The organism is Microbulbifer sp. VAAF005 (assembly GCF_030012985.1).
Taxonomy (GTDB): domain Bacteria; phylum Pseudomonadota; class Gammaproteobacteria; order Pseudomonadales; family Cellvibrionaceae; genus Microbulbifer.
Genome location: NZ_CP120233.1, coordinates 3,443,406 through 3,466,261, shown reverse-complemented (window position 1 = coordinate 3,466,261; position 22,856 = coordinate 3,443,406). Strand labels below are relative to the sequence as shown.

Sequence of the window (22,856 nt, the reverse complement as noted above, 5' to 3'; positions counted from 1 at the left end):
CTTTGTCACTCTGCGCATGTAGTGGCCTGCAAAAGACCGTATCGCCAACCGATGGGGAGGCTGCGGAGCAACGGACGAAAAACCCGTATTTGCAAGATGCTCAAAGAGTGCCGCAACAGGCTCGAGCGGCGATGGATTTAGCTCATCAATCTTTCCAGGCAAACGATTTAACAACGGCCGAATCACAATTATTACAAATTACTGAAAAATGGCCGGTACTTTCCGGAGCCTGGCTAAATCTTGCTATCGTTCAACAGTCTGCTGATAAATACGCGGAGGCTGAGCAAAGCTTTCGCCAGGCCATTAGCGTAAACGATAACAATATATTTGCCTGGAACCACCTCGCTGCGCTAATGCGCGATCGGGGGCGCTTTGAAGATGCTGAGCAATGCTACAAGGCCGCTATAGAGCGCTGGCCACACTACGTCGACGCTCACCGTAATCTGGGAATCCTCTACGACCTCTACCTGCAAAAACCAGAACGCGCTCTGCAGCACTATCTTGCAGCACAAGATGCCAGTATTGAACAGGATAAATTACTCAACGCATGGATACTTGAGCTGGAGCGGAGACTTTAATAATGAAATTATATATTAGCTTCATCTTGACCATATTGACTTGGGTACAAGTCGCAGCGGCTGAGGAAATCACCACTCTGGAATCCACCGTAATCGGCAGCCAGGAGCAACCTAAAGTTTTATATATTATTCCCTGGAAGCAGGCCGATAGTTTGCAAAGGCTCGACAGCGTCCTACCACAAACTTTCTCTTCCGTATTCGAGCATCAGGAATACTCTGAATTTCGCCGCGAAATAAAATTGCTGCAAACCGAACAGGAAGAAACCAAATAGCCGACGCGCCCAAAAAGTTACAAATAATACTTAAAAAAATGTATTTTGCGGTGCAAGGAAGGCGGCGCAACTGAATTTATTCAGCGAATAATTGGAAACGCTGCACTGCGCTTCAGTGTCCGGCGACCCTTTTAATACAACAAGGGTAAGGGCGGATTTTCTTCCCCTTTGCACTACAAATTTATACTTTTATCTGTGGAGAATTAAATCATGGAATTCACTCAAGCGATGTTGCGCTTCTTCCAAAATGGCGGACCTTTTATGTACCCGATTGCGGTCGTTCTGGTAATCGGACTTGCAATGGTCGTAGAGCGCTGGATATTCTTAACCCGTGCCAGAAATGCCAATAAGAAGGCTTATCAACAAGTATTACCCATGCTGCAAAAACGCAGCTACCAAAGTATCTTGCAGCTGGCCCGCGATAACGACGCAGCGATGGGGCGCATTGCCGCAGCAGGTATCAATACGTTGCAATTTGCCAAACGCGAGGAGAATATTGCCCTGGCAATTGAGGAGGGAATTCTTGAAGCAGTTCCCCGCCTGGAGAAACGCACTAGCTACCTGGCTACCCTTGCTAATATCGCTACCCTGCTGGGACTTCTCGGCACTATTATGGGTCTGATTGCTGCATTTACCGCAGTAGCCAGCGCTGATCCCTCTGAGAAAGCTACCATGCTTTCTACCAGTATTTCTGTAGCGATGAATACCACTGCATTTGGCCTTATTTCCGCCATCCCGCTGCTTCTATTTAACTCAATGCTGCAAAATAAAACCAATGAAATTGTCGATAGCTTGCAAATGGCTGGGGTTAAATTTCTCAACCTGCTGACCATGGGACGCCCACAGAAAGCTGAACAGCGCACCGCTAACAGCTAGGGGATACCGCCATGCTGAACATCAACATTCGCCGGCGTGGACACGAGGAAGCAGAGCTTGATATCACCTCATTTATGAGTTTGATGACCATTTTGGTTCCAGTGTTACTGCTTAACATGGTGTTTTCTCATATTTCTGTGCTCAAACTGAACCTACCAGGCATCAGTGATGGCAGTTCCAGTAGTGTAGAGGAAAACCGCCAGCTAGAACTTGTTTTACGCAAGCAGTATGTCGATATCAACTACCCGGCAGGACAGCGGGTTAAACGCATCCCACACGAAGAAAATTCGCCGGATTTCGCTACGGTTTCTGTTGTTTTACAACAAATAAAACGGCAATTACGGGAAAAATCTATCGACAAAGATGATCTTGTAATCCTTTCGGAAAAGGGTACGCCCTACAAGACATTGGTTGCCGCCATGGATACTGCCCGCAGCTACCGGGCTGTAGTGGCTGCATCCGTTGTTGATGCAGAACTGTTCCCCCAGATATCTCTCGGCGATGCACCGGAGCAGGAAAAATAGCGGGGCCAAACTATGAAGATAAATGCAGCCGCGAAACTGCAAGAACGCAGACAAAGGCAAAAAAGGCAGCAGTCAAAACTGAACCTGGTATCACTGATGGATATCTTTACCATCTTGGTATTTTTCCTTTTGGTAAATTCAACCAGTGATGTACAGGTTCTGCAGACTGATAAAACCATAAAGCTACCCAAGTCCACCTCTCAACAAAAACCCGAGGTGACTACTGTGGTGCGGGTCAATAATCAACAGCTGTTTGTCGGGGATCGCTTTATCATCAATATCGATGATATCGACCCCAGCGCGGAAAATATTGAACCACTGGTAACAGAGCTTAAATATCGCGCTGAGCGGGCGGGAGAACTGAGCGAAACCCAGAAAACTTTGGGGCGCGCTGTGACTATTATGGGGGATGAGCAGGTCCCTTATGAGTTGCTTAAGCAAATTATGCACACCTGTGCAACAGCAGACTTCCGCGATATGTCTTTTGCTGTAGAGCAAACCGCACCGGAAAATCCTTCGGGGGTGGAGTCTTGATATGAGTACAGCAACGATTAGTTATGCTCCCTGGCAACTGCAGGAAACAATACTCCCCTGGTCTGCCTCGCGAGAGGAAGATCAGCGCTTTATTAAGTTGTTGCGTGTAGGCCTGATCGCTCTGGCTATCAGCGGCATTGCTGTCGCACTTGCGCCAGTTCCCGAACTCACCCGGGAACAAGCCGAAAGGGTACCACCACAGTTGGCCAAAGTAATTCTGGAAAAGAAAGAAATACCTAAAGCTAAACCAAAGCCAAAACCCAAGGAGCAAAAGAAACCCGAGGAAAAGAAAAAGCCTGAGGAGAAGCCCGAGAAAAAAGCGGAAACACCCGACAAGCCCAAACCAGTGGAGAAACCGCGCAAGGTTGAAAATCCCCCAGTTGCCAAAGTACAGCAGGCCCGAGAGAAAGCGGCCAATAGCGGCCTGAATGCACTCGCCGATGACCTATTGGATATGCGCGAGAGTTTTAATACATCGGATATTAGCCGGGGCCAGCTCAGCTCGGGAAATGCTACTGCTACTAAAATAGAACGCAGTATGATCGCGGATAAGTCGAAAGCCTCCAGTGGCGGCGTTGCCGCCGGCAGAGTGAGTCGCGATACCGGTGGCGTCTCACTGGCCGGTCGTGAGAACACCCGAGTGCAAAGTACCCAGGCAACAGGTTCAGCCAAAGAAGCGGTGGCCAAGGCCAGAGGGCAAAAATCCATACGTACCGACGATTCCATTCGCAGTGTTATGGAGGCCAATAAAGAGGCCATTATTGGAATCTATAATCGTGCGCTGCGCAGGGACCCAACTCTACAGGGAAGGCTTACAGTACAGTTGGTGATCGCACCGAATGGTGCTATCGCGTCGATCAAATTGGTAGAGAGCGAGCTCAATAACCCGGCACTTGAACGCAAGTTGCTGGCGAGAATCCGCATGATCAATTTTGGTTCTGCCAACGTTGAGAGTACTACCAAAAACTACTCAATCGACTTCCTGCCCTCTTAAGTTCCGAGTAGCTACCTTGTCTGTAGCGTGGCGACACAGGGACGTGCCGCCATTTGAGGGGGTTAATAGGTGGACAGGAAGCTGATCCACCCAATCAACTAAAGCAAATCCAGCGCATAGCGACGCAATATTTGCATAGGAATAATTTCCAGCGCCTTCACATGTGTACTCTGTAAAAATACCCGGGGAGCCATATCCAATTTCTCCGCTTCAAGCCAGCGCGCGGCACAGAGACACCATCTGTCCCCTTCTTTTAAACCGGGAAAGTTAAACTCCTCTATCGGAGTGCTCAAATCATTGCCGCGACTGCGCGAGAACGCCAGGAACTTATCGGTGACTGCGACACAGACCGTGTGGGAACCGAGATCCTCGTTACAGGTATTACAGCAGCCATCGCGAAAGAAACCGGTTTTGGGATCGAGGCTACAGGGCACCAATGGGTCGCCAAATACATTGACCGATTTATCTATCTCCATCCCTGCCCCTCTCCATTCTTAACACTGAGTAACTGGATATCAACTAACTGCCAGCGCAGGCCATTACGCTGCATCAGCAGACGCAATTCAGGTCGGCCATGCTCGCCGTAATCAACACTTAAATGGTTGAGGTCGGTAAAATGCCACCCCATGCGCTGCCAGGAATCCTCTTTCTCTTCCCGCGTAGATGGCCCACTCTCGGAGCCATCTGCCGCTTCACTACCCTGCCGATAAATTTCCCGCTCAAAGGCCTCCAGATCCTCTCCTCCACGAAGAAGATCGGCAATACCTTCAGGGGTAATAAACTGCTGTAACAGTGGCTCCATAAAAAAATTTGCGCCAGCACTCAGTAACTCATCAAACTCCTGAGGAATAGAATCACTTAAGGAGCTCCGAAGCTGCTGCTGCAAGCGGATTTTTAAATTGTCACGTAAAACAGGAAAATCGACATAATGCTCTAATGTATCGATACTCTCAGTTCTGATCTGCGGCTGATCGGACTTAGCCATTTCCGCCGCACGCTGCAATTGCTCGATGGAATAAAACGGCAAAGCAACATATCCGGCGATAATCAACACAAAAATCAGGCCGCTCGTCCACAGTATTTTTTTCATCAATTCTATTCCTTAATCACTCCCTTGGGATTTTATGCTGAGAAAGATGTATCACCTAATTTGCCGGTGTATTGGCGTGGCATTGTTCACTACTCCCGCCTGTGAGATATTTCCCTCCCAAGACTCTGCACCCCATAAATAATCTAAATCTCAATAAGGACAGCTAACAGGATGAGTGACATCTATACGGCACCAAAAGCCGATTTGGCAAGCACAAGAGAAATGGAGGAGTTGGGCTCTGTAGAGAAGGGGATAGCTGGGGACTATTCGTTTTCTCTCGGTGAAGCTCTCAGCGAAGGCTGGCGTTTGTCACTAAGTAATATGGGAACTATTTGGCTTAGTTTTATCCTTTACACACTAGGCATATCTGCAGTAATGCTTATCTTAATCGCACTAATGTGGAGTGCTGTATCATCAGCTGGCGGCTTATCAGGTGTGGTATTCCTAGCCTTCTTAGGGCCTATCGCACTAATAGTGATAACGGCCCCCATTATGGCAGGCTCTATGATGGTGTGTATAAAAATTGCCAGGGGAGAAAAGACTAGCGCTACCGAAGTATTCTCTTATTTCGATAAAATTGTGCCTCTCGGCCTGGCGATGGTTTTATTATATTTCTTCGTAACAATTGGTTTTTACCTGTTAGTAATTCCCGGTATCTATCTTTCAGTGGCTTACATGATGGCACTGCCACTTGTTGTTGATCACAATTTAAGCCCCTGGCAGGCAATGGAGGCGTCACGTAAAGCCATCACCAAAAACTGGTTCACCTTTTTTGGTCTATTGCTGGTAATGATGGTCATTTACATTGCAGGCAGCCTCCTGTTTCTCATTGGGTTAATATTTGCCCTTCCTTGGATTTGTGCGACATACGGCGTTGCCTACCGCCAGGTCTTCGGCACCCCCAATCACAACTAATCATTAGTACTACCAGACAGGAGCGGTGGCTTGCTGGATACCACCTATAACGTCGAAACACCCGAGGGGATCGATTTACGCGCGCGGGCTGCCGGGCCCGTGCCCCGTATCCTCGCCTATGCCGTAGACGTATTTTATCGGTCACTGATATTGACAGCAGTTGGCTTTGCACTGCTATTTGCCGGCATTGCGGGTGACGGTATTTGGTTAGTCTGCGCTTTTCTTCTCGAATGGTTCTACCCGGTATTTTTTGAAGTCTTACGTGGCGGTCAAACGCCCGGTAAAAAAGCTTTTGGCCTAATGGTGGTCAACGATAACCTTACCCCCATATCATGGGGAGCATCCTTTGTACGCAATCTATTACGCTTTGCTGATTTTCTGCCATTTGCCTATGCGACCGGCATTATCAGCATGACCTTGGGGCGTCACTTCCAACGCCTTGGAGACCTGGCTGCGGCGACACTAGTGGTCTACCGCGAAGAAGAAAGGGCACCGGTTGCCCTGCCCGATACCACCCCGCTCCCGCCACCACAAAACCTGCGCCAGCAGGATCAGCAGGCGGTGGTCAGTCTCCTGGAGCGCCACCAGGATTTAAGTGAGGCGCGCCAGCAAGAACTTGCCAACCTGCTTGAACCCATTACCCGTAAAAAAGGCAGCGATGCCCTCAGCTACCTTCGCTCGGTAGGCAGCTGGCTACTCGGCGGCAGGGGATAGGCAGAGGTACCCATGAAACAAAGAGATTTTGAAAATCGCTATCGCGATAGCTGGGAGCAATTGGAAGCCTGGCTAAAAACAGACCATAAACAGGCTGAAACAGCAGCCCTGGACCTACCTGTCGCCTATCGCAATCTTTGTCAGCAGTTGGCAATGGCAAAGGAGCGGCAATATACCAATCGCCTGATCGACCACCTCAACCAATTGGTCATGGCAGCGCACCATCGTGTCTACCGTCAGGAGACCCTACGCCGCAAGGGATGGTTGCACTATTTGCTGGCGGGCTTTCCCCAAGCTGTGCGCGCTAACAGCCGGGCCGTACTGCTGGCCTCCGCTCTATTTTTAATCCCTGCCCTGATTTTGGGAGTCGGCACATACAACAACGATGCCCTGGTGTACGCCGTAATGTCACCGGAACAGGTTATGGGTTTTGAGTCCATGTATGACCCGGGCAATCGGGTACTGGGCCGCGAGCGCGGCTCTGATACCGATCTGTTCATGTTCGGTTTTTATATCAAAAACAATATTGGCATCGCCTTTCGCACCTTTGCTGGCGGTGTACTGTTTGGCCTGGGCTCAATTTTCTTCCTGATGTTTAACGGCATTTATATTGGCGCAGCTTTCGGACACATTACCCGGGTGGGCTTTATCTCCACTTTCTACCCATTTGTGATCGGCCATGGCGCCTTTGAGTTAACCGCCATAGTACTGGCCGGTGCAGCGGGCCTGATACTGGGACGCTCTCTCGTGGATCCGGGCCAGCACCGGCGCACAGTCGCACTGCGGCTGGCTGCGGTCGAAGCAATGAAAATTATGTACGGCACTTTCCTGATGCTGGTGATTGCCGCCTTCCTCGAAGCCTTCTGGTCCTCCAATGCCAGCACACCAATTGCGATAAAGCTCGGAGTTGGCACCCTGTTTTGGGTGCTGGTTTTTGCGTACTTTATCCTGGCCGGGCGTAGGGAGGACGCAACCCATGCAAATTAAGAATCTGGCTGTACGTGCCCGCTTACGCTTCCCTTGGGAGTCGGTTGATCTCGGTATCGCTTTGGCACGAAAGCACTGGGGGAAGCTGTTTATAGCCTGGCTGATACCTGCAGCGCCGTTACTTGCCCTCTGCTATTGGCTGTTTCCTGAATCGCCAGTTCTCTCGATCCTTTTAATATGGTGGTTAAAACCGGTATTTGATCGGCTGCCCCTATTTATGATCAGCCGTGCTCTATTTGGCTCTCCTGAATCAGTACGTACAGCATTGAAGCACTTTTTTAGCGTGAATCGTCGCGATTGGTTCTTAGGGCTAACTCTACGACGCCTGAGCCCCACTCGCTCTTTTGATATGCCAATTACTGTGTTGGAGCAATCCACCGGCAGGGCTCGCACTTCACGCATCGGTGTACTGCATCGCAAACACTCTGGCGCCGCTACCTGGCTGACGCTCACGCTTTTCCACATCGAAACTTTCCTACTGATTGCTTTATCGATGCTGGTATTTCTGTTTATACCAGAACAGTACGTCGAGGGAATCGAGTGGATTCCCTTGTTACAGGGGGATATTCTGTGGGTCAAATGGCTCTATTTCTCGCTGTATTTACTCGTCATGGCAGCTGTTGCCCCCTTCTATATAGTCAGTGGGTTTTGCCTCTATATCGGCCGTCGTATCGAGCTGGAAGGCTGGGATATAGAAATCCAATTCCGCGATCTATTGGAGCGCCAGCAGCGGGAGCAAGAGTCCCGGCGTAGGCATATACCAGGCGCCACCACCCTGATTTTCCTTTGCAGCCTTATTTTTGGTGCGCTGATACCGTCCCCTTCCGCCAGCGCCGCACCTGTGGAAACCCCGCAACAAGCCCAGGAACATATTGATGAGATCCTCGCCGACGAGGACTTTCACCAAGTAAGAGAAATCAGCGGTTGGCGCAAAAAGGAAAAGCCTGAAACCGAGGCCGCAAAGGAAAAAATTCCTGAGTGGTTAATCAACTTTATCGAATGGCTTTTTGAGAACTCTAAAGATAAAGCTGAAGCTGAAATTGACGATGAAGTTAAATGGGGCTCAACAATTGCCAAAATCCTGGAGCTACTACTGTGGATTGGACTGGTCTGCAGCCTAGGCTATTTACTTTGGAGGCATCACGAGAAAATTCTTCAGAGCTTAAAGTGGCAATCCAAGCCAAAGAAAATACAGCCAGCTCCCGAAACCCTCTTCGGGTTGGATGTACGTCAGTCGAGCCTGCCTGATGACGTATGTGCTGAGGTTATGCGCCTGTGGGTAGAAGGTGATAAGCGCGCTAGCCTTGGACTTTTATATCGCGCCACCCTCTCTCACTTGATTGAAGACTTCGAGTTTTATTTTGGTGATCACCTTACCGAAAGTGAATGCGCACAGCTGGTACAAGTAAGGCAACAGGAGCCGAATGAAGTACAACGCCCTGTAAGTCCCGCCCTGAGTCAATTTGTACAAGAGCTTACTGCAAACTGGCAGCAGCTTGCCTATGCCCACCGGCCGCCAAAAGAGGCTCAGGTAAGCTCACTTTGTAGCCAATGGCAGGAGGAATTTGGCAATGACCGCTAAGAGAATTCTGTTGGCAGCTTTGGTCATAAGTGGCGTTGCACTTGTATGGCTTTTCCTCACGTTTTACGAGCGCTACTCCAAGGAGATCGATAGTGGCTGGAGTATGGAGGCCAGGCGCAATCCCTACCTGGCTGCCGAACGATATCTCACCAATATCCAGCTGACACCTCGACAAGCAGATAATATTTCTGTACTTCAAGGACTCACGCCGGATGCGACCCTGTTCATCAGCAGCTCCAGCCAGGTCTATAACCCGACTAAGGCACAGGAACTGATTGAGTGGGTACAACGTGGCGGCCATGCAATCGTAGTGGCCTACACTGGCAACTTCGATAGCGACACCGGGCGAAGCGAAAACCGCGACTGGCTGCTTGAAAGTATGAACGTCTCCCTTAGAAAGGGACACAGCGACTTTGAGCTACAAGAAACACTTGAGCAACTGTTCGGCGAGGATGCCGTTCTTGAGCCTGAGCAAAGTCCTGCCGACGCCATGCGGGAACACAATCGCAATCTTGACAAAGGTGAGACGGAAGAGGGATCAGAAAAACAAGAAGAGCCCCGCAACCCCGATGTGTCAGAGGAAAATTTGGTAACCCTGCCTGTTGAGGGCGGCAGCGAAATACAGCTGTATCTCAATGCCAGCCACCTGCTCTACCACCCTTCGTTCAATGACGAGACTATCACCGACGGGCCTGTCTTTTGGGCAAAGGTATGGCGCGACGACGTCGGCGTACCTTTTATGCAGTTCGAGCGCGGCAACGGTGTAATTACCCTGATGACAGACAGCACTCTGTGGCAGTCCCAGCGCATCGGCCATTTCGATCACGCCTACTTCTTACAGCTGCTGGCAGGTGAAGGAGAGTTTGTCTTCCTCACTCGCCCACGCTTTGAATCCCTACCCAAGGTAGCGCGCCAATACGCCGCCGAATTTTTTATCGCCGGGGCCCTGGCCCTACTCGCTTGGTTGTTGCTGCACGGACGCCGTTTTGGTCCCTTACAACCAGAGCCGGAGGTATCCCGCCGCTCACTGTTGGAACATATATCCGCCTGCGGGCACTATTACTGGCAGGACGACCAGTGTGAAGCGCTACTGCGCGGCCACCGCGAAGAAATTTTACGGCAACTTGGTGCCACTCATATTAACGCCGGCAAAAAACGTAAGCTATGCGACAAGCTCTGTGCATCCACTGGCATGGATGAGCAGCAGCTGGTGGAAACCCTGTGGGGAAAGCCCCCCACAACCGAAGAAACATTTACTGAACACATGCGTAATCTGCAGCGAATTGAGGCAGTCCTATGAACGAGACCACCCTTCAACCAGAACAACAAACCACGGGCCCGTCACCTGACTGGCAGGCTGCGTCCGCCAAACTTCAGATACTGCGCAACAATATCAACCGGTTGCTGATTGGCCAGGAGCAGGTAGTTGACCAGGTACTCGTAGCTCTATTGGCTTCTGGCCACGTACTACTCGAAGGTGTACCCGGACTCGGCAAAACCCTTCTGGTGCGCACCCTGGCCAACTGCTTTGGCGGCAATTTCCGTCGCATCCAGTTTACCCCGGATTTGATGCCCGCCGACGTTACCGGCCACGCCATGTACAACATGGGAGAGAGCCGCTTTGAAGTGCGTCGCGGGCCGGTATTTACCAACCTGCTGCTGGCGGATGAAATCAACCGCGCCCCTGCCAAAACCCAGGCCGCCCTGCTGGAGGTGATGCAGGAGAAGCAGGTCACTATCGACGGCCAGGCACTGAAAGTACCCAGCCCATTTATGGTACTCGCCACTCAAAACCCCATAGAGCAGGAAGGTACCTACCCGCTGCCAGAGGCGGAGCTGGACCGCTTCCTGCTAAAAGTCCTGATAGATTACCCCAGCCTCGAGGCGGAACTGAAGTTGGCTGCCGCCGCCAGCAGTGGCCGCATTGAGCGCAGCTTGCAAGAGAAGCTGGCCGGGGAAATTACTGTCGAGGAACTCCAGCAGCTTCAAGCTTTGGTGCCTCAGGTGGGCTTGGACGAGCAGGTATTGAATTACGCCGTGCGCCTGGTACGTGCCACCCGTCAATCCCCCCAGCTGCGCAGTCCCGCCGGCCCCCGCGCCAGTATCGGCTTGCTGCAGGCCGCCCGCGCCAACGCTTTGTTGCAGGGGCGTGAATTTGTACTGCCAGACGACATCAAGACGATGGCAATCCCGGTAATGCGCCACCGTATCGGCCTATCTCCAGATATGGAAATTGACGGTGAAACTGCTGATACGGCGCTGGCAATGATTATCGACAGTGTTGAGGCACCGCGACTGTGACACAGACTGTAGCTGCAACAGAGCAACAGGCAGCACAAAGCGGTCGCACCGGCCCGAGTCCGCGCCTGGTCAAACTGCTCGGCTACTGGTGCCTGGCAGCTCTGGCAATTACAGCAGTGCGAATTTGGTTTCCGCAGGCCAGCTCATTTATCGGCAACCTTTGGTGGGGAGCGAGTGCGCTGTTAATCAGCGCCACCCTGCTGGACTATCTCACCGGTTACCATGTAACCGGTCTGCAGGGGCTGCGGCGATTGCCAGGCAACCTGGCCCTGGGCGTACGCAATACTGCGCGGCTAAAACTTCACAATACCGGCCCACGCCCACTATTACTCCAGGTTTCCGACTCAATCCCACAGCAACTGGGATCGACAGGGTTGCCGCGCTCCGCACAACTTAACCCCGACCAAGAAATCAACATCGAGTACGACCTGGTACCCCGCCGCCGCGGCAGCGCCTCTTTTGGGCGAATCGAGGTACTGGCCAACTCCCCCTGGGGACTCTGGCAGACAAGGGTATGGTTGGGACAGGAGCAGACCGTCAAGGTCTACCCCAATTTTCTCGGTATCTCCTCGCTGCAGTCTCTCTCCACCGAACAGAGCCTGCGCCTGATGGGATTGCACCAGCAGCAGCGTCGCGGTGAGGGCATGGACTTCCGCCAGCTGCGGGAATACCGCCAGGGAGACAGCCAGCGACAAGTGGATTGGCGCGCAAGTTCACGGTTACGCAAACTGATCAGCCGTGAATACCAGGACGAGCGCGACCAGGAAATTATTTATATGCTGGATTGCGGCCGCCGAATGCGCGCTAAAGACGGCGAGCTGAGTCACTTTGACCACGCACTCAATGGCTTGCTGCTTTCAGCTTATGTCGCCATTAAACAGGGGGACGCAGTCGGCTTGCAGGCATTTGCGGCGGCACAGGAGAGCAGTGGTGGACAGTTGCCGCCAGTAAAAGGCGAAAGCGCTATCAACCTGCTGTTGAATAATGTCTACGACCTCCACTCTGGCACCAGTAGCGCAGATTACACTAGCGCCGCACAACAGCTGATGGCCCACCACAAGCGCCGTGCCCTGGTAATCCTGATTACCAACTTGCGCGATGAAGATAGTGATGAACTCCTAGCCGCAGTCAAATTGCTGTCGCGCAATCACCTGGTGATGATTGCCAGTCTGCGGGAGACTTCTGTGGACAAATTGCTGCAACAGCCGATTCAGAACTTTGATAGTGCAGTAAACAGCGCAGCAGCGAGGGACTTCCTGCGCCGCAGGGAGCAATTACTTCAGCATTTGCAGGCACACAATGTCATAGTGGTTGACTCGAGGCCGGAGCTTTTGCACCAGTCTCTGGTAGAGGCCTATTGGCGCCTAAAGCGCAGCGGCAGAATCTGAATCGTCAAATTCACCGAGTGGGGACTCTCCGAGCCCCCACTATTTAAACCTTCTCTATAACCTTCCCACTACTCACAATAATCCAGGGCTGTCCGGGAACTCTCCCCAATCCCGGGAATCTCTTATTGAGCGCGCTACCTCCTGGAACCTTTAGCTTCCAGCAAAGTTAGATTTATTTTTAGAATGCGCTGAAGAAAAGAAATTAAATTCCAACAAAACCTGATAAAGCTCAATTTACCTCGTATTAGTTCGCAAAAGTTAACTTGGGGCAGTGGCACTTTGCTGTATCACCCGTTAACCTCTTGTTACTCATCTCCGGGTATTTAAAATGGGCCCGGGCAAAGTACAGACCTTCTTATTTATGAGCGGTAAGCGCACCATCCAATACTGTTCCCGTCTGTCCCAGTGGCAGGCGCTATTGCTATTGCTGGTATTTCTCAGCGCGCGAGGCCTGGTTCCTGCCGGTTTTATGCCGGCAGATTTTGCAGCGGGAACGCCCTATGGGCTCTGCCATGGCGATAGCCGCAGCGCATTATTGCTCAATGCCCTCAAAGCGAATTCCCACAGCGATCATCACGGCGACCACTCTTCAAGCCACAACCACGATACGCTTACCGCTCACTCATTTGCCGATAACCATTGTAATTTTTCCGCCGCTGCCAGTATTGCCAGCGCACAAACAACAGAACTGGAAATAGTCCTAACCGGTTTTACTCAACCGCCCTCTTATCCGGCTTTTTTCCACGTTATCTCTAACGCTTACAGCCGCCCACTGATTCGCGCCCCCCGGTTTAATTCCTTTTTTATTCCAACATCATCACTCCGCAGTTCGCTGTGGACCGCAAGTCTCATTGCTGTCTTAACATTTTCAGCGCTTTGGATCTTGCCAAAATACGACCACTTTTTCAGGTGGGGATATGTCGCGTGCGCCAAATATTACTCAGGCCTGCGCGCTCACTGCTGCGTGTTCGAAACGCCAGCGAAAAGGATTGAAAACCATGCATCAGAGCATCAACGCAAAAATTTTTCTGAAAAAACCTCTCAGCCTGGCACTCGCTGCCTGCTGTACCTTTTCAGCACATCTCGCAGCGGAAGAATCCGAAGAGCCAGAACCATTAAAAGATAGTGAAATGGAACAAATGGTGGTTACTGGGGTAAAGACTGAACTCCCCCTCAACCTGGTAACCGACCCGAAAAAACCCCGTCAGCCATTACCTGCCAATGACGGCGCCGACTACCTGAAAACAATTCCGGGATTTTCCGTAGTGCGTAAAGGCGGCACCAGTGGCGATCCGATGCTTCGCGGAATGGGGGGCTCGCGCCTGGGAATGGTAGTGGATGGAGAAACAATGGCGGGTGGTTGTCCCAGCCGAATGGACCCACCTACAGCCTATATTTTTCCCGAGGCAATGGACGAACTTGAAGTTATTAAAGGGCCACAGAGCGTCCTCTATGGCCCGGGAAATTCCGCCGGCGTAGTTGTGTTTAATCAGCAGCAGGAGCGCCCCACTGAAAGTGACTGGAATATGCATGCGAGCCTGCTCGGCGCCAGTGCCGAGCGCCGCGATGGTCTATTCGATATCTCCTATAGTTCGCCGCAGTTTTCTATCCGCAGCTCCTCGACCTCGGCATCTGCGGACGACTACGAAGACGGGGATGGCAATGAGGTAAATTCCAGTTATGAGCGCTGGAGCAGCCAGGTCAATTTGGCCTGGACACCCAGCGACGATACACGGGTCGAGTTTGATACTGTATTTAGCGATGGTGAAGCTGCCTATGCAGATCGGGGAGTCGACGGTTCCAAGTTTGCCCGTGAGAGCCACAAAGCTAAATATGTCCGCAGCAATATCAGTAGCTGGCTCGACTCAATTGAGCTCCAGGCCTACTACAACTACATCGACCACATCATGGATAACTACAGCCTGCGCGAGCTATCCAGCACCGCTACCCCCATGGTCATGAATCTCGATAGCGAGACCACAGGCTTCAAGATGGCTCTGATGTTTACGCCTATGGACGACGTAGAACTGACCAGTGGCATTGATGCCCGGGAAAATCGCCACACCGGCCGCTCGACCATGGACCAGTCCTCTATGGACTACCGGGATATGGAACGAGAAGCCGATGCCGAATTTAGCCAGCTGGGGTTATTTTCCGAGGTCAGCTGGCAGGTCGCAGCCAATCAGCGCTGGATTGCCGGCGCACGAGTGGATGATTGGGAAGTAAAAGATCTCCGCGATGAGGTTGCTCTATCCATGATGTCCTCAGTGGATAACCCAACTGCGGGAGAAACTCGCTCAGAGCTATTGAGCAGCGGCTTCCTGCGCTATGAATATGGTCTCGAGAGCGGCCCCAATAGTTCTGCCACACTCTTTGCCGGGCTCGGCTACACCGAGCGCTTCCCTGATTATTGGGAAATTTTTTCCTACGAGACAGCAGACTCCTACAGCGCACTGGATATCGAATCAGAAAAGACCACCCAGCTGGATATCGGCTATATCTATCGCGGTGAAAAACTCTCCGCCAGTGTCTCCGGATTCGTCAATCAGATTGATGACTACCTGATGGTTGAGACGGATTACGAAAAAGCAGCAGTAATGAGTAGCATGGATTCTATGAGCAGTATGAGTATGGATAGTATGGACTCCTCCGATACTCGCACCACCTCCATTGTCAGAAACATCCAGGCGCGCTCCTGGGGTTTGGAGTTTGACTCCTCTTACCAGCTCAGCGAGCAATGGCGCACTGAATTCACCGTAACATCAGTTCGCGGTGCCAACGAAACCGATGGCACCACCCTGGCACAACTGCCTCCTCTGGAGGGCCGCCTGGGACTCTACTATGAGCAGGCCCAGTGGTCAGCAGGTGTTTTATGGCGCGCTATTGCAAGCCAGGATCGAGTGGATATCGGCAAAGGCAATATTGTTGGCCAGGATATTGGTGCAACCGACTCTGCCAACGTCATTTCCATCAATGCCGGCTGGAAACCCAGTAAAAGTGTATTGGTAACTACCGGTATCGATAACCTATTCGATGAGACTTACGCAGAGCATATCAGTCGCTCTGGGGCTAATATTATTGGTTTCGACCAGTTGACCCGGGTTAACGAACCGGGACGCACCTTCTGGCTAAAAGCCATTTATCGAATTTAAAAGCTATTGGGGGCTCCAAGCCCCCTTTGCCATCCCCCCAAAATAAGAATTTAATTAAGAAATTTCTACGAATAAATTATTTAAAAATAAATTAAAAAGTGGAAAACATACTAAAATCGGTAGGAAAAATTCAAACTCAGGGTGCGCAGATGCCCGAGATTAACACGTTCAATTTTGCCAATATTATTGTAGTTATACTCTAATGAAGTATCGAAATCCTGAGTCCACATAATTCGGTAACCCACTCCGGCATTCCAAAAGGTATCACTGCCACTGGCATCAATAATATAGATATAGCGGTCATCCGGATAGAATGGTGGGTATTCTCGATACCAATAGCCTCTTCTTATAACATTATTCAAATCCACATCAGCATAATTATATCCCACCATCCAATAGAGACATTGAACGTGACAATTCAGGGTAAAATCAATTTTAAAATTTAAACCTACCTGATCTACTGTGACATGATTATCATCGAAATGTGACGCCCGCAGCTCAACTTGCCAGACTCCCACTGCAGGCGTAATCCCAAGGCTGGCATAGCCAAATGAATCCCGCTGCTTATTTAGCTGCTGCTCGCCACTCCCAAAACCAACAGTACCGATAATCCGGTACTCTCCTGTAGCGACACCATCAAAAGGATTATTCGCCTCGAATCCATAACTGGTCGCAGCTATAAAAAAGGAAAGCAGGTAGACGGATAGCTTTATCATCGCCACTCACATCTGAAAACCAGTCATCATAAAGCCTATGAATTATTTCAAGTTGTCTCTACATCAATAATTGCCCAGACGCCTCCCACGAAAGCCGGATTTTTCTTCAGGTCATCTACATCGCCAGCCTGCGGCATTGGTTGTCCTGCCTGGCGAAGCTCTTCAAGACGCAGGAAAATAGTTTCAGCCATTTTTTGCAGAGTTCCCTCAAGGGTATCGGCATGGCAGTGGCAATGGGGTAGATCCGGCGCAATGGCACCGAATCCGGCATACTCAATATTGTGCACCACAACCGGGTAGCGCATTGAAAAATACTCTTATGTATTAGCTTTCCAAAGCGTAGACTGCTTTGCATTTTACGGGGGAATTTGGCAAAGAAATTAGCTAATTAGCCAGGAAATAATATTTCGCGCTGGTACAGATTAAACACTATAAGTGACAGCATTAAGTAGGAAGAACTGCCGCATTCAAATTAAAACCTGCAGCACTACAGTTTTTCACACAAGAAAATATTTGGAATTTAGTTAACGGGGCATCCTACCTAATAGGGCCCGGCGGGAAAATAGCATGCTGTTATAGGTGCGCCGCAATGCAATATCATTTGCATCGACTGCATTGGAGAGGGCTTCAAAATGCCGCTGTAACCAGCTTATTTCCTCCTCCAGTTCCCGACGCAAACAGCGAATTTCACCTTTATCCTGGTTAAAGCGCAGATCGGGTCCAGACATCAGTGAGTCTCCTGAATTTGGAAATATCCAGATCCCCTTTAAAGCCTCCACCAGTGGTGGTGGAGGCACAAAAATACTCTCTATATGTTTATTGGCGTCACACCCTAAGCAGCGGACTTATCCAGCAGTAGGGATTGCCAATCAAAAGAAGAGTCGCCAATTACATAGAAAAAGGGATTTAGCAGAGAGTCTTTGGTGTTGTAGCGCAACAAATTAAACTCTTCGTCCACAACAATACCACCTGCTGCTTCAACTACAGCCTGAGCTGCCGCAGTATCCCACTCGCAAGTAGGTGCGAGACGCGGGTACAGATCTGCTGCACCCTCAGCAACCAGGCATAATTTCAGCGAGGAGCCCATATTTTTGCACTCAACAGCTCCCAGTTCAGACTCGATACGTTGTACCAACTGGTCGACGGTGCCGGTTCCATGGCTGCGGCTGGCCACAAGTTCAACAACTTCACTATTATCCAGGCGCGGCTTCAGTGGGCGCACCCGAATTTCAGTTTCGCCATTGGCATCGCGTTTAAAGGCCCCTTCGCCCTTGCAGCCGGCATAAGTGATATTCAGTACCGGTACGTACACCACCCCCAAAACGGGCTCGCCATTTTCGATTAACGCGACATTTACGGTAAATTCACCGTTGCGTCGGATAAATTCTTTGGTGCCATCGAGCGGATCGACAATCCAGTAACGCTGCCACTGACTGCGCTCTTCGAACGAGGGCATTTCCTGCTCTTCTGATAAAACCGGTACTCCCTCGATAAGCTGTGCCAACGCCGGCTCCAGTACTTTGTGAGCGGCCAGATCTGCAGCAGTTACTGGGGAATCATCTTTCTTCGTCTCGACTTCCAACTCAGCGCTGTTGTGATACACCTCGAGAATCGCTTCTCCCGCGCGTTTACAGATTTCTATCACCTGTTCTAAAAGTGCTTTATCCATTACAACTCCATACTCTGTGAACTCATCATTATAAAGTCTTAGGCGGAGAAAAGGTCCTGTACGGACAAGTAGCGCTCACCAGTGTCATAGCTGAACACCAGTACCCGGCTGCCCGCATCCATCTCACCCTCGCGCTTTTTCAGGGCCGCAAGGCTGGCACCGGAGGAGATACCCACAAAAATTCCCTCTTTTAGTGCGCAGCGACGCGCCATTTCAAAACTATCTTCCTCACTCACCAATACAGTACCGTCGAGTACTTCCGTATTGAGCACCTGGGGTACAAAGCCAGCGCCGATACCCTGCAAACGATGCAGGCCTTTCTCTCCACCGCTAATCACCGGTGATTTCTCCGGCTCTACCGCATAGACCTGTAATTTAGGAAAGTGCTCTTTTAACACTTCACCACAACCCGTGATATGCCCGCCAGTCCCCACTCCGGTAATCATATAATCCAGTCCCTCAGGAAAATCTGCCAAGATTTCCTTGGAGGTAATATCCCGGTGCACTTGGGCATTGGCGCGGTTATTAAATTGTTGGGGCATCCAGCTATTCGCATGTGAGGCCAATAACTCCTCCGCCTTAGCAATAGCGCCACCCATACCGCGCTCTTTAGGTGTAAGGACCAATTCTGCGCCCATTGCTTTCATGACCTGGCGACGCTCTACCGACATAGACTCCGGCATGGTCAGGATCAGGCGATAACCCTTCACGGCAGCAACCATCGCCAACCCAATACCCGTGTTACCAGAGGTCGGCTCGATTATTACCCCGCCGGGCTGCAGGGCCCCACGACGCTCCGCATCCTCAATCATCGCCAAGGCAATTCGGTCCTTAATGCTGCTGCCCGGATTAAAGCGTTCTACCTTCATCCAAACCTCTATATCGGGGCGGAAGAGGTGATTGATTCTTACGTGGGGGGTATTGCCGATTGTTTCCAGAATATTGGCCGCTTTCATCGGTGAGGCTCTCCATGACTAGTGCTCAAGGCAAACAACTGCCGGGCATGTATGTTCGATGCTCCATATTACCCCAGAAATGTCCCGCAACCGGCACTGGAGAAAACTCAATTGGAATTAGAGAGTACAAGCTATCGATGATGCGGAGGAAAACCGTTAAATTGATGGGTAGGTATACAAAATAAAAATAAGGTAAGTACCTATGCCCGTAGAAAATTCCGCACCCCAGCACAACTTTCGTAATTACCTGTTACCGATGTTCCTGGTCAGTGCCACTTTATTCATCTTTCTGGATACCTGGAAATTGGATAACTTGTGGATGCCCGCGCTGAAAGCACTGCCAATACTGTGTCTAATGGTGATTGCCAGACTAGAGCTGCGGGGCAAAACCCTACTTTTCACTTTCCTAGCCCTCAGTTTCTCCGCCATCGGGGATGTACTCCTCGAAATGCAATTCCCCCAACACTTTGTGTTTGGACTGGGTGCTTTTCTTATTGCCCAGCTAATCTACGCGCTGGGCTTCCTGCGTTTTGCGGAGCCCCCAATCGGCGCACTCTTATTCGGACACTGCCAGTAGTGATTGCCGCACTGCTTTTGGCACAAATTATCCTCCCTGCTGCTGGGGATTTAGCCCCGCCGGTATTAGCGTACCTGTTGGCTATCCTCGCCATGGCGGTCGCAGCCGCAATGCACAAGGGCGACTCCACCCTGCTATTTGCCGGGGCTGTCATCTTTATGACTTCAGATACATTGATTGCTATTAACAAGTTCATCACCCCTCTACCGCTAGCCGATGCCGCTATCATGCTCACCTACTACAGTGCGCAACTGTGTATCCTGTACGGAATCCGCCGCGCCCAGGCATAATGCAAACGATCCGGGAAGGCAGTGGCAAGCCAACTAAACTTGTCTTCCCGCCCCATTTCAAAGAGGTACATAGCTCCCATGCTCGATTGGCGAAGTATCGATACCGTATTGCTGGACATGGACGGCACCCTGTTGGATTTGCATTACGACAATCATTTTTGGCTCACGCACCTGCCCAAGCGCTACGCTGAAGTCCACGGCTTTGACCCACAGGAAGCCCAGCTGAAGCTCGAGGCTGAGATCAATGCCCGCCGCGGCACTCTGGAGTGGTACTGCCTGGACTTCTGGGCGGAAAAACTGGAGCTGGATATCCTCAGCATATTGCGCGAGATCGAGACCCGCATCGCCCTGCGCCCTCACGCTGAGGCGTTTCTGAGCGGCCTGCAACAACTGCAAAAGCCCACCTACCTTGTGACCAATGCGCACCGTCAAGGGCTGGATCACAAGCTGGAGATCACCGGTATCGACCGCTGGTTTGACGGCATCATCTCCTCCCATGATTATGGGCATGCCAAGGAGAGTGCCAATTTCTGGGACTCCCTGCGAGATAACCTGGAATTTGATCCGGAAAACACCCTGTTTGTCGACGATAACCAATCTGTTCTGAGCGCGGCCCAGGACTACGGTATCGCCCACCTATTGTGTATTCGCCAACCGGATAGCCGCGGGCCCAAACGGGAAATCACCAACTTCCCGGCGATCCATCATTTTGATGAGATCATGGCTTTTAACCGCAGCAGACTGGACACCGGGTCCGCCTGATTTCACAAGGAAACCATGGAAAAAGTACGTATCGATAAGTGGCTCTGGGCCGCGCGCTTCTTTAAGACTCGCAGTATTGCCAAGCAAGCGATCGAAGGTGGAAAAGTCCACGCCGATGGCCAGCGGGTCAAAGCCAGCAAGGAAGTCACTACCGGTGTCAAACTGAGCATCCGCCAGGGCTGGGATTTACTGGAAGTTGAAGTAATCGCTCTATCGGATCAGCGGCGCGGCGCCGAGATTGCGCGCACCTTATACCGCGAGACCGAAGACAGTATCGCCCGCCGGGAAAAAGAGAAAACCGAGCGACAGGCAGCCAATGCCGGGATGCAACAGGAGCGACCCAATAAAAAGCAACGCCGCCAGATACACCGCTTCCTGCGGGAACAAGAGTAGACTCGGCAGACAAAAGTGGTGAAATTTCCGCCATTTCCCACTTTAGCTGCTAAACTGCCCCCACTCAACCGGATAGAAAACAGCCATGATGAAACGACTGATCGCCATTTCCCTGCTGATTTTGCTCGGTACCCAAACCGCCCTAGCAGACAGCCGAGAACACGAGCAGCTCAAGCGCTCAATCATCAAGATTTACACCACCGCCGCCGCCCCGGATTATTTCAACCCCTGGGCCCTGCTCAACCCCAAGCAGCTGTCCGGCTCCGGTGCCGTTATCCGCAACCAGCAAATTCTGACCAACGCACACGTAGTGGCCAACGGCAGCTTTATCCAGGTACAGCGCCACGGCGATGCCAAGAAATTCCGCGCCCGAGTGAAGTTTGTCTCTCACGATGCCGACCTCGCCCTGCTGACCGTCGATGACGAAAGCTTTTTCAACGATACTCGCCCCCTGACCCTGGGCAAATTGCCCGATCTGCAGGAAGAGGTCACCGTCTACGGCTATCCAATTGGCGGCAAATCCCTTTCGATTACCCGCGGAGTACTCTCCCGCGTGGAGCACCAATATTATGCCCATGCGGAAAGTTACCTGATGGCGGGCCAGATAGATGCGGCCATCAACCCGGGCAACAGCGGCGGTCCGGTTATCTCCAATGGCCGCATCGTCGGCGTGGCCATGCAAACCAATCAAAGTGCTGAAAACCTGGGCTACTTTGTACCGCCCAGCGTAATCGCTCATGTCTTAGAAGATGCCAAGGACAATGTTCACCAAGGGTTCCCCGAAATGGGGCTGGTAACCCAGAGCTTGGAAAGCCCATCGATGAAAAAGGCGGCCGGTCTCGAGGAAGACCAGGATGGCGCCATGATCGTAAAAGTGTTCGACAACTCCCCTGCGGCCGAAGTATTTAAACCCGGCGATGTTCTGCTAGAAGTCGATGGCTTTAAAGTAGCGGCGGACCGGACGGTGGAATGGAGGGAAAACCAGCGCACCAACTACCACTACGCCGTGGACCGCCACCATGTCGGTGAGCGTTTACCGGTGCGCTTCTCCCGCGATGGTAAAGAGCAGACCGCTGAGGTCACGCTGGCCGCAACACCTCCCTCACGCGCTATGGTGCTGGGAGAGCAATTTGACCGCCAGCCCCGCTACTATATCTATGGCGGAGTGGTCTTTGTGCCCCTTAACATGAATCTGATCAAACGCTGGGGCAAGAACTGGCACTCCAAAGCACCTATTGATTATCTCTATGCCCGCAATCAGTGGAGCAATGAGGAACGTCGTGAATTAGTTGTCGCCTTGAAAGTGTTGCCGGCCAATGTAAATCTCGGTTATCACGACTGGAAGAATTGGATTATCGACTCAGTGAATGGGCACAGCGTCAAAGACTTCGACGAGTTCGCTCAATTGATGGAGGGCAATAAACAGGACTTTGTGGATTTGCGCGATCGCTCCGGCTACCGGATGGTACTGGATGCAGCAGAGTCCCAGGAGCAGCAACCGCTGATTCTCCAGACCTACCATATCCCTCAGCGCCATTCACAGGGGCTGTTCAGCCAATTGGCTAACAAAGAAGAGTAGAAACTAC

27 protein-coding genes are annotated in these 22,856 nt (G+C 51.4%); 20 read left to right on the top strand and 7 right to left on the bottom strand.

What is annotated here, in order from left to right; genetic code table 11:
- Positions 1-2: 2 nt before the first annotated feature.
- From P0078_RS15610 to P0078_RS15585, 6 genes are all read left to right on the top strand, one after another.
- Positions 3-578 (top strand): tetratricopeptide repeat protein, encoded by a 576-nt coding sequence (locus P0078_RS15610; RefSeq protein ID WP_282930852.1) that lies wholly within the window; start codon positions 3-5, stop codon positions 576-578.
- A 2-nt stretch (positions 579-580) separates the two neighbouring features.
- Entirely contained in the window at positions 581-850 is a 270-nt protein-coding gene (locus tag P0078_RS15605; protein WP_282930851.1) for a hypothetical protein, read from the top strand.
- 210 nt (positions 851-1,060) lie between these two features.
- Positions 1,061-1,726, top strand: coding sequence for a MotA/TolQ/ExbB proton channel family protein (locus tag P0078_RS15600; protein ID WP_282930850.1), 666 nt, complete (start codon positions 1,061-1,063; stop codon positions 1,724-1,726).
- Positions 1,727-1,737: 11 nt separating this feature from the next.
- Positions 1,738-2,250 carry an ExbD/TolR family protein gene (locus P0078_RS15595; protein WP_282930849.1) on the top strand — a complete coding sequence of 171 codons (513 nt, stop codon included), beginning with the start codon at positions 1,738-1,740 and terminating at the stop codon, positions 2,248-2,250.
- Positions 2,251-2,262: 12 nt separating this feature from the next.
- Positions 2,263-2,784, top strand: a complete 522-nt coding sequence (locus P0078_RS15590) for an ExbD/TolR family protein (RefSeq protein ID WP_282930848.1) — start codon at positions 2,263-2,265, stop codon at positions 2,782-2,784.
- 1 nt (position 2,785) lies between these two features.
- Positions 2,786-3,778, top strand: coding sequence for an AgmX/PglI C-terminal domain-containing protein (locus P0078_RS15585; RefSeq protein ID WP_282930847.1), 993 nt, complete (start codon positions 2,786-2,788; stop codon positions 3,776-3,778).
- Between the two features lie 98 nt (positions 3,779-3,876).
- Here P0078_RS15585 and P0078_RS15580 read toward each other — a convergent pair whose 3' ends face one another.
- Positions 3,877-4,254 carry a DUF2237 family protein gene (locus P0078_RS15580; protein WP_282930846.1) on the bottom strand — a complete coding sequence of 126 codons (378 nt, stop codon included), beginning with the start codon at positions 4,252-4,254 and terminating at the stop codon, positions 3,877-3,879.
- The gene (locus P0078_RS15575) at positions 4,245-4,868 is read right to left on the bottom strand and encodes a DUF2939 domain-containing protein (RefSeq protein WP_282930845.1); all 624 of its coding nucleotides are present in this window, start codon (positions 4,866-4,868) and stop codon (positions 4,245-4,247) included. Before P0078_RS15575 ends, P0078_RS15580 begins: the two co-directional genes overlap by 10 nt.
- A 171-nt stretch (positions 4,869-5,039) precedes the next feature.
- On the opposite strand from P0078_RS15575, the gene P0078_RS15570 reads away from it, so the two are divergent.
- The 9 genes from P0078_RS15570 to P0078_RS15530 all read left to right on the top strand — a co-directional run bounded on the left by P0078_RS15570 (position 5,040) and on the right by P0078_RS15530 (position 15,907).
- Positions 5,040-5,783 carry a DUF2189 domain-containing protein gene (locus tag P0078_RS15570; RefSeq protein WP_282930844.1) on the top strand — a complete coding sequence of 248 codons (744 nt, stop codon included), beginning with the start codon at positions 5,040-5,042 and terminating at the stop codon, positions 5,781-5,783.
- Between the two features lie 30 nt (positions 5,784-5,813).
- Positions 5,814-6,497, top strand: a complete 684-nt coding sequence (locus P0078_RS15565) for an RDD family protein (RefSeq protein WP_282930843.1) — start codon at positions 5,814-5,816, stop codon at positions 6,495-6,497.
- A 12-nt stretch (positions 6,498-6,509) separates the two neighbouring features.
- Positions 6,510-7,484, top strand: coding sequence for a stage II sporulation protein M (locus P0078_RS15560; RefSeq protein ID WP_282930842.1), 975 nt, complete (start codon positions 6,510-6,512; stop codon positions 7,482-7,484).
- Positions 7,474-9,066 (top strand): DUF4129 domain-containing protein, encoded by a 1,593-nt coding sequence (locus tag P0078_RS15555; RefSeq protein ID WP_282930841.1) that lies wholly within the window; start codon positions 7,474-7,476, stop codon positions 9,064-9,066. Before P0078_RS15560 ends, P0078_RS15555 begins: the two co-directional genes overlap by 11 nt.
- A complete protein-coding gene (locus P0078_RS15550) occupies positions 9,056-10,366 on the top strand; it encodes a DUF4350 domain-containing protein (RefSeq protein ID WP_282930840.1) in 1,311 nt (436 codons plus the stop codon). The genes P0078_RS15555 and P0078_RS15550 overlap by 11 nt, the downstream gene beginning before the upstream one ends.
- Entirely contained in the window at positions 10,363-11,367 is a 1,005-nt protein-coding gene (locus tag P0078_RS15545) for an AAA family ATPase (protein WP_282930839.1), read from the top strand. Before P0078_RS15550 ends, P0078_RS15545 begins: the two co-directional genes overlap by 4 nt.
- A complete protein-coding gene (locus tag P0078_RS15540) occupies positions 11,364-12,755 on the top strand; it encodes a DUF58 domain-containing protein (RefSeq protein WP_282930838.1) in 1,392 nt (463 codons plus the stop codon). Before P0078_RS15545 ends, P0078_RS15540 begins: the two co-directional genes overlap by 4 nt.
- A gap of 328 nt (positions 12,756-13,083) precedes the next feature.
- Positions 13,084-13,881 (top strand): hypothetical protein, encoded by a 798-nt coding sequence (locus P0078_RS15535; protein WP_282930837.1) that lies wholly within the window; start codon positions 13,084-13,086, stop codon positions 13,879-13,881.
- Positions 13,766-15,907: a TonB-dependent copper receptor gene (locus tag P0078_RS15530; protein WP_282934624.1), complete on the top strand. Its 2,142-nt coding sequence runs from the start codon at positions 13,766-13,768 to the stop codon at positions 15,905-15,907. Before P0078_RS15535 ends, P0078_RS15530 begins: the two co-directional genes overlap by 116 nt.
- 110 nt (positions 15,908-16,017) lie before the next feature.
- Here P0078_RS15530 and P0078_RS15525 read toward each other — a convergent pair whose 3' ends face one another.
- The 5 genes from P0078_RS15525 to cysK all read right to left on the bottom strand — a co-directional run bounded on the left by P0078_RS15525 (position 16,018) and on the right by cysK (position 19,248).
- Positions 16,018-16,623 carry an outer membrane beta-barrel protein gene (locus tag P0078_RS15525; protein ID WP_282930836.1) on the bottom strand — a complete coding sequence of 202 codons (606 nt, stop codon included), beginning with the start codon at positions 16,621-16,623 and terminating at the stop codon, positions 16,018-16,020.
- Positions 16,624-16,670: 47 nt separating this feature from the next.
- A complete protein-coding gene (locus P0078_RS15520; RefSeq protein ID WP_282930835.1) occupies positions 16,671-16,928 on the bottom strand; it encodes a type II toxin-antitoxin system HicB family antitoxin in 258 nt (85 codons plus the stop codon).
- A gap of 219 nt (positions 16,929-17,147) precedes the next feature.
- Positions 17,148-17,351 (bottom strand): hypothetical protein, encoded by a 204-nt coding sequence (locus P0078_RS15515; RefSeq protein ID WP_282930834.1) that lies wholly within the window; start codon positions 17,349-17,351, stop codon positions 17,148-17,150.
- 104 nt (positions 17,352-17,455) lie between these two features.
- Positions 17,456-18,292, bottom strand: coding sequence for a 3'(2'),5'-bisphosphate nucleotidase CysQ (gene cysQ, locus P0078_RS15510; RefSeq protein ID WP_282930833.1), 837 nt, complete (start codon positions 18,290-18,292; stop codon positions 17,456-17,458).
- A gap of 38 nt (positions 18,293-18,330) precedes the next feature.
- Positions 18,331-19,248, bottom strand: a complete 918-nt coding sequence (cysK, locus tag P0078_RS15505) for a cysteine synthase A (protein ID WP_282930832.1) — start codon at positions 19,246-19,248, stop codon at positions 18,331-18,333.
- 202 nt (positions 19,249-19,450) lie between these two features.
- Between cysK and P0078_RS15500 the strand changes: the two genes are divergently transcribed.
- From P0078_RS15500 to P0078_RS15480, 5 genes are all read left to right on the top strand, one after another.
- The gene (locus P0078_RS15500; protein WP_282930831.1) at positions 19,451-19,825 is read left to right on the top strand and encodes a lysoplasmalogenase family protein; all 375 of its coding nucleotides are present in this window, start codon (positions 19,451-19,453) and stop codon (positions 19,823-19,825) included.
- Positions 19,825-20,115 (top strand): lysoplasmalogenase family protein, encoded by a 291-nt coding sequence (locus P0078_RS15495; RefSeq protein ID WP_282930830.1) that lies wholly within the window; start codon positions 19,825-19,827, stop codon positions 20,113-20,115. Before P0078_RS15500 ends, P0078_RS15495 begins: the two co-directional genes overlap by 1 nt.
- A gap of 78 nt (positions 20,116-20,193) precedes the next feature.
- Positions 20,194-20,877 carry a GMP/IMP nucleotidase gene (gene yrfG, locus P0078_RS15490; protein ID WP_282930829.1) on the top strand — a complete coding sequence of 228 codons (684 nt, stop codon included), beginning with the start codon at positions 20,194-20,196 and terminating at the stop codon, positions 20,875-20,877.
- Between the two features lie 15 nt (positions 20,878-20,892).
- The gene (locus P0078_RS15485; RefSeq protein WP_282930828.1) at positions 20,893-21,270 is read left to right on the top strand and encodes an RNA-binding S4 domain-containing protein; all 378 of its coding nucleotides are present in this window, start codon (positions 20,893-20,895) and stop codon (positions 21,268-21,270) included.
- Between the two features lie 85 nt (positions 21,271-21,355).
- On the top strand, positions 21,356-22,849 hold the full coding sequence (locus P0078_RS15480; protein WP_282930827.1) for a S1C family serine protease: 1,494 nt from the start codon (positions 21,356-21,358) through the stop codon (positions 22,847-22,849).
- Positions 22,850-22,856 lie beyond the last annotated feature (7 nt).

Coding starts and splice junctions, on each gene's coding strand:
- P0078_RS15575 (WP_282930845.1), bottom strand. CDS start 4,868: ATGAAAAAAATACTGTGGACGAGCGGCCTGATTTTTGTGTTGATTATC.
- P0078_RS15520 (WP_282930835.1), bottom strand. CDS start 16,928: ATGCGCTACCCGGTTGTGGTGCACAATATTGAGTATGCCGGATTCGGT.
- P0078_RS15590 (WP_282930848.1), top strand. CDS start 2,263: ATGAAGATAAATGCAGCCGCGAAACTGCAAGAACGCAGACAAAGGCAA.
- P0078_RS15535 (WP_282930837.1), top strand. CDS start 13,084: ATGGGCCCGGGCAAAGTACAGACCTTCTTATTTATGAGCGGTAAGCGC.
- P0078_RS15555 (WP_282930841.1), top strand. CDS start 7,474: ATGCAAATTAAGAATCTGGCTGTACGTGCCCGCTTACGCTTCCCTTGG.
- P0078_RS15605 (WP_282930851.1), top strand. CDS start 581: ATGAAATTATATATTAGCTTCATCTTGACCATATTGACTTGGGTACAA.
- P0078_RS15545 (WP_282930839.1), top strand. CDS start 10,363: ATGAACGAGACCACCCTTCAACCAGAACAACAAACCACGGGCCCGTCA.
- yrfG (WP_282930829.1), top strand. CDS start 20,194: ATGCTCGATTGGCGAAGTATCGATACCGTATTGCTGGACATGGACGGC.
- P0078_RS15585 (WP_282930847.1), top strand. CDS start 2,786: ATGAGTACAGCAACGATTAGTTATGCTCCCTGGCAACTGCAGGAAACA.
- P0078_RS15515 (WP_282930834.1), bottom strand. CDS start 17,351: ATGTCTGGACCCGATCTGCGCTTTAACCAGGATAAAGGTGAAATTCGC.
- P0078_RS15580 (WP_282930846.1), bottom strand. CDS start 4,254: ATGGAGATAGATAAATCGGTCAATGTATTTGGCGACCCATTGGTGCCC.
- P0078_RS15550 (WP_282930840.1), top strand. CDS start 9,056: ATGACCGCTAAGAGAATTCTGTTGGCAGCTTTGGTCATAAGTGGCGTT.
- P0078_RS15600 (WP_282930850.1), top strand. CDS start 1,061: ATGGAATTCACTCAAGCGATGTTGCGCTTCTTCCAAAATGGCGGACCT.
- P0078_RS15485 (WP_282930828.1), top strand. CDS start 20,893: ATGGAAAAAGTACGTATCGATAAGTGGCTCTGGGCCGCGCGCTTCTTT.
- P0078_RS15560 (WP_282930842.1), top strand. CDS start 6,510: ATGAAACAAAGAGATTTTGAAAATCGCTATCGCGATAGCTGGGAGCAA.
- P0078_RS15570 (WP_282930844.1), top strand. CDS start 5,040: ATGAGTGACATCTATACGGCACCAAAAGCCGATTTGGCAAGCACAAGA.
- P0078_RS15595 (WP_282930849.1), top strand. CDS start 1,738: ATGCTGAACATCAACATTCGCCGGCGTGGACACGAGGAAGCAGAGCTT.
- P0078_RS15480 (WP_282930827.1), top strand. CDS start 21,356: ATGATGAAACGACTGATCGCCATTTCCCTGCTGATTTTGCTCGGTACC.
- cysK (WP_282930832.1), bottom strand. CDS start 19,248: ATGAAAGCGGCCAATATTCTGGAAACAATCGGCAATACCCCCCACGTA.
- P0078_RS15525 (WP_282930836.1), bottom strand. CDS start 16,623: ATGATAAAGCTATCCGTCTACCTGCTTTCCTTTTTTATAGCTGCGACC.
- P0078_RS15500 (WP_282930831.1), top strand. CDS start 19,451: ATGCCCGTAGAAAATTCCGCACCCCAGCACAACTTTCGTAATTACCTG.
- cysQ (WP_282930833.1), bottom strand. CDS start 18,292: ATGGATAAAGCACTTTTAGAACAGGTGATAGAAATCTGTAAACGCGCG.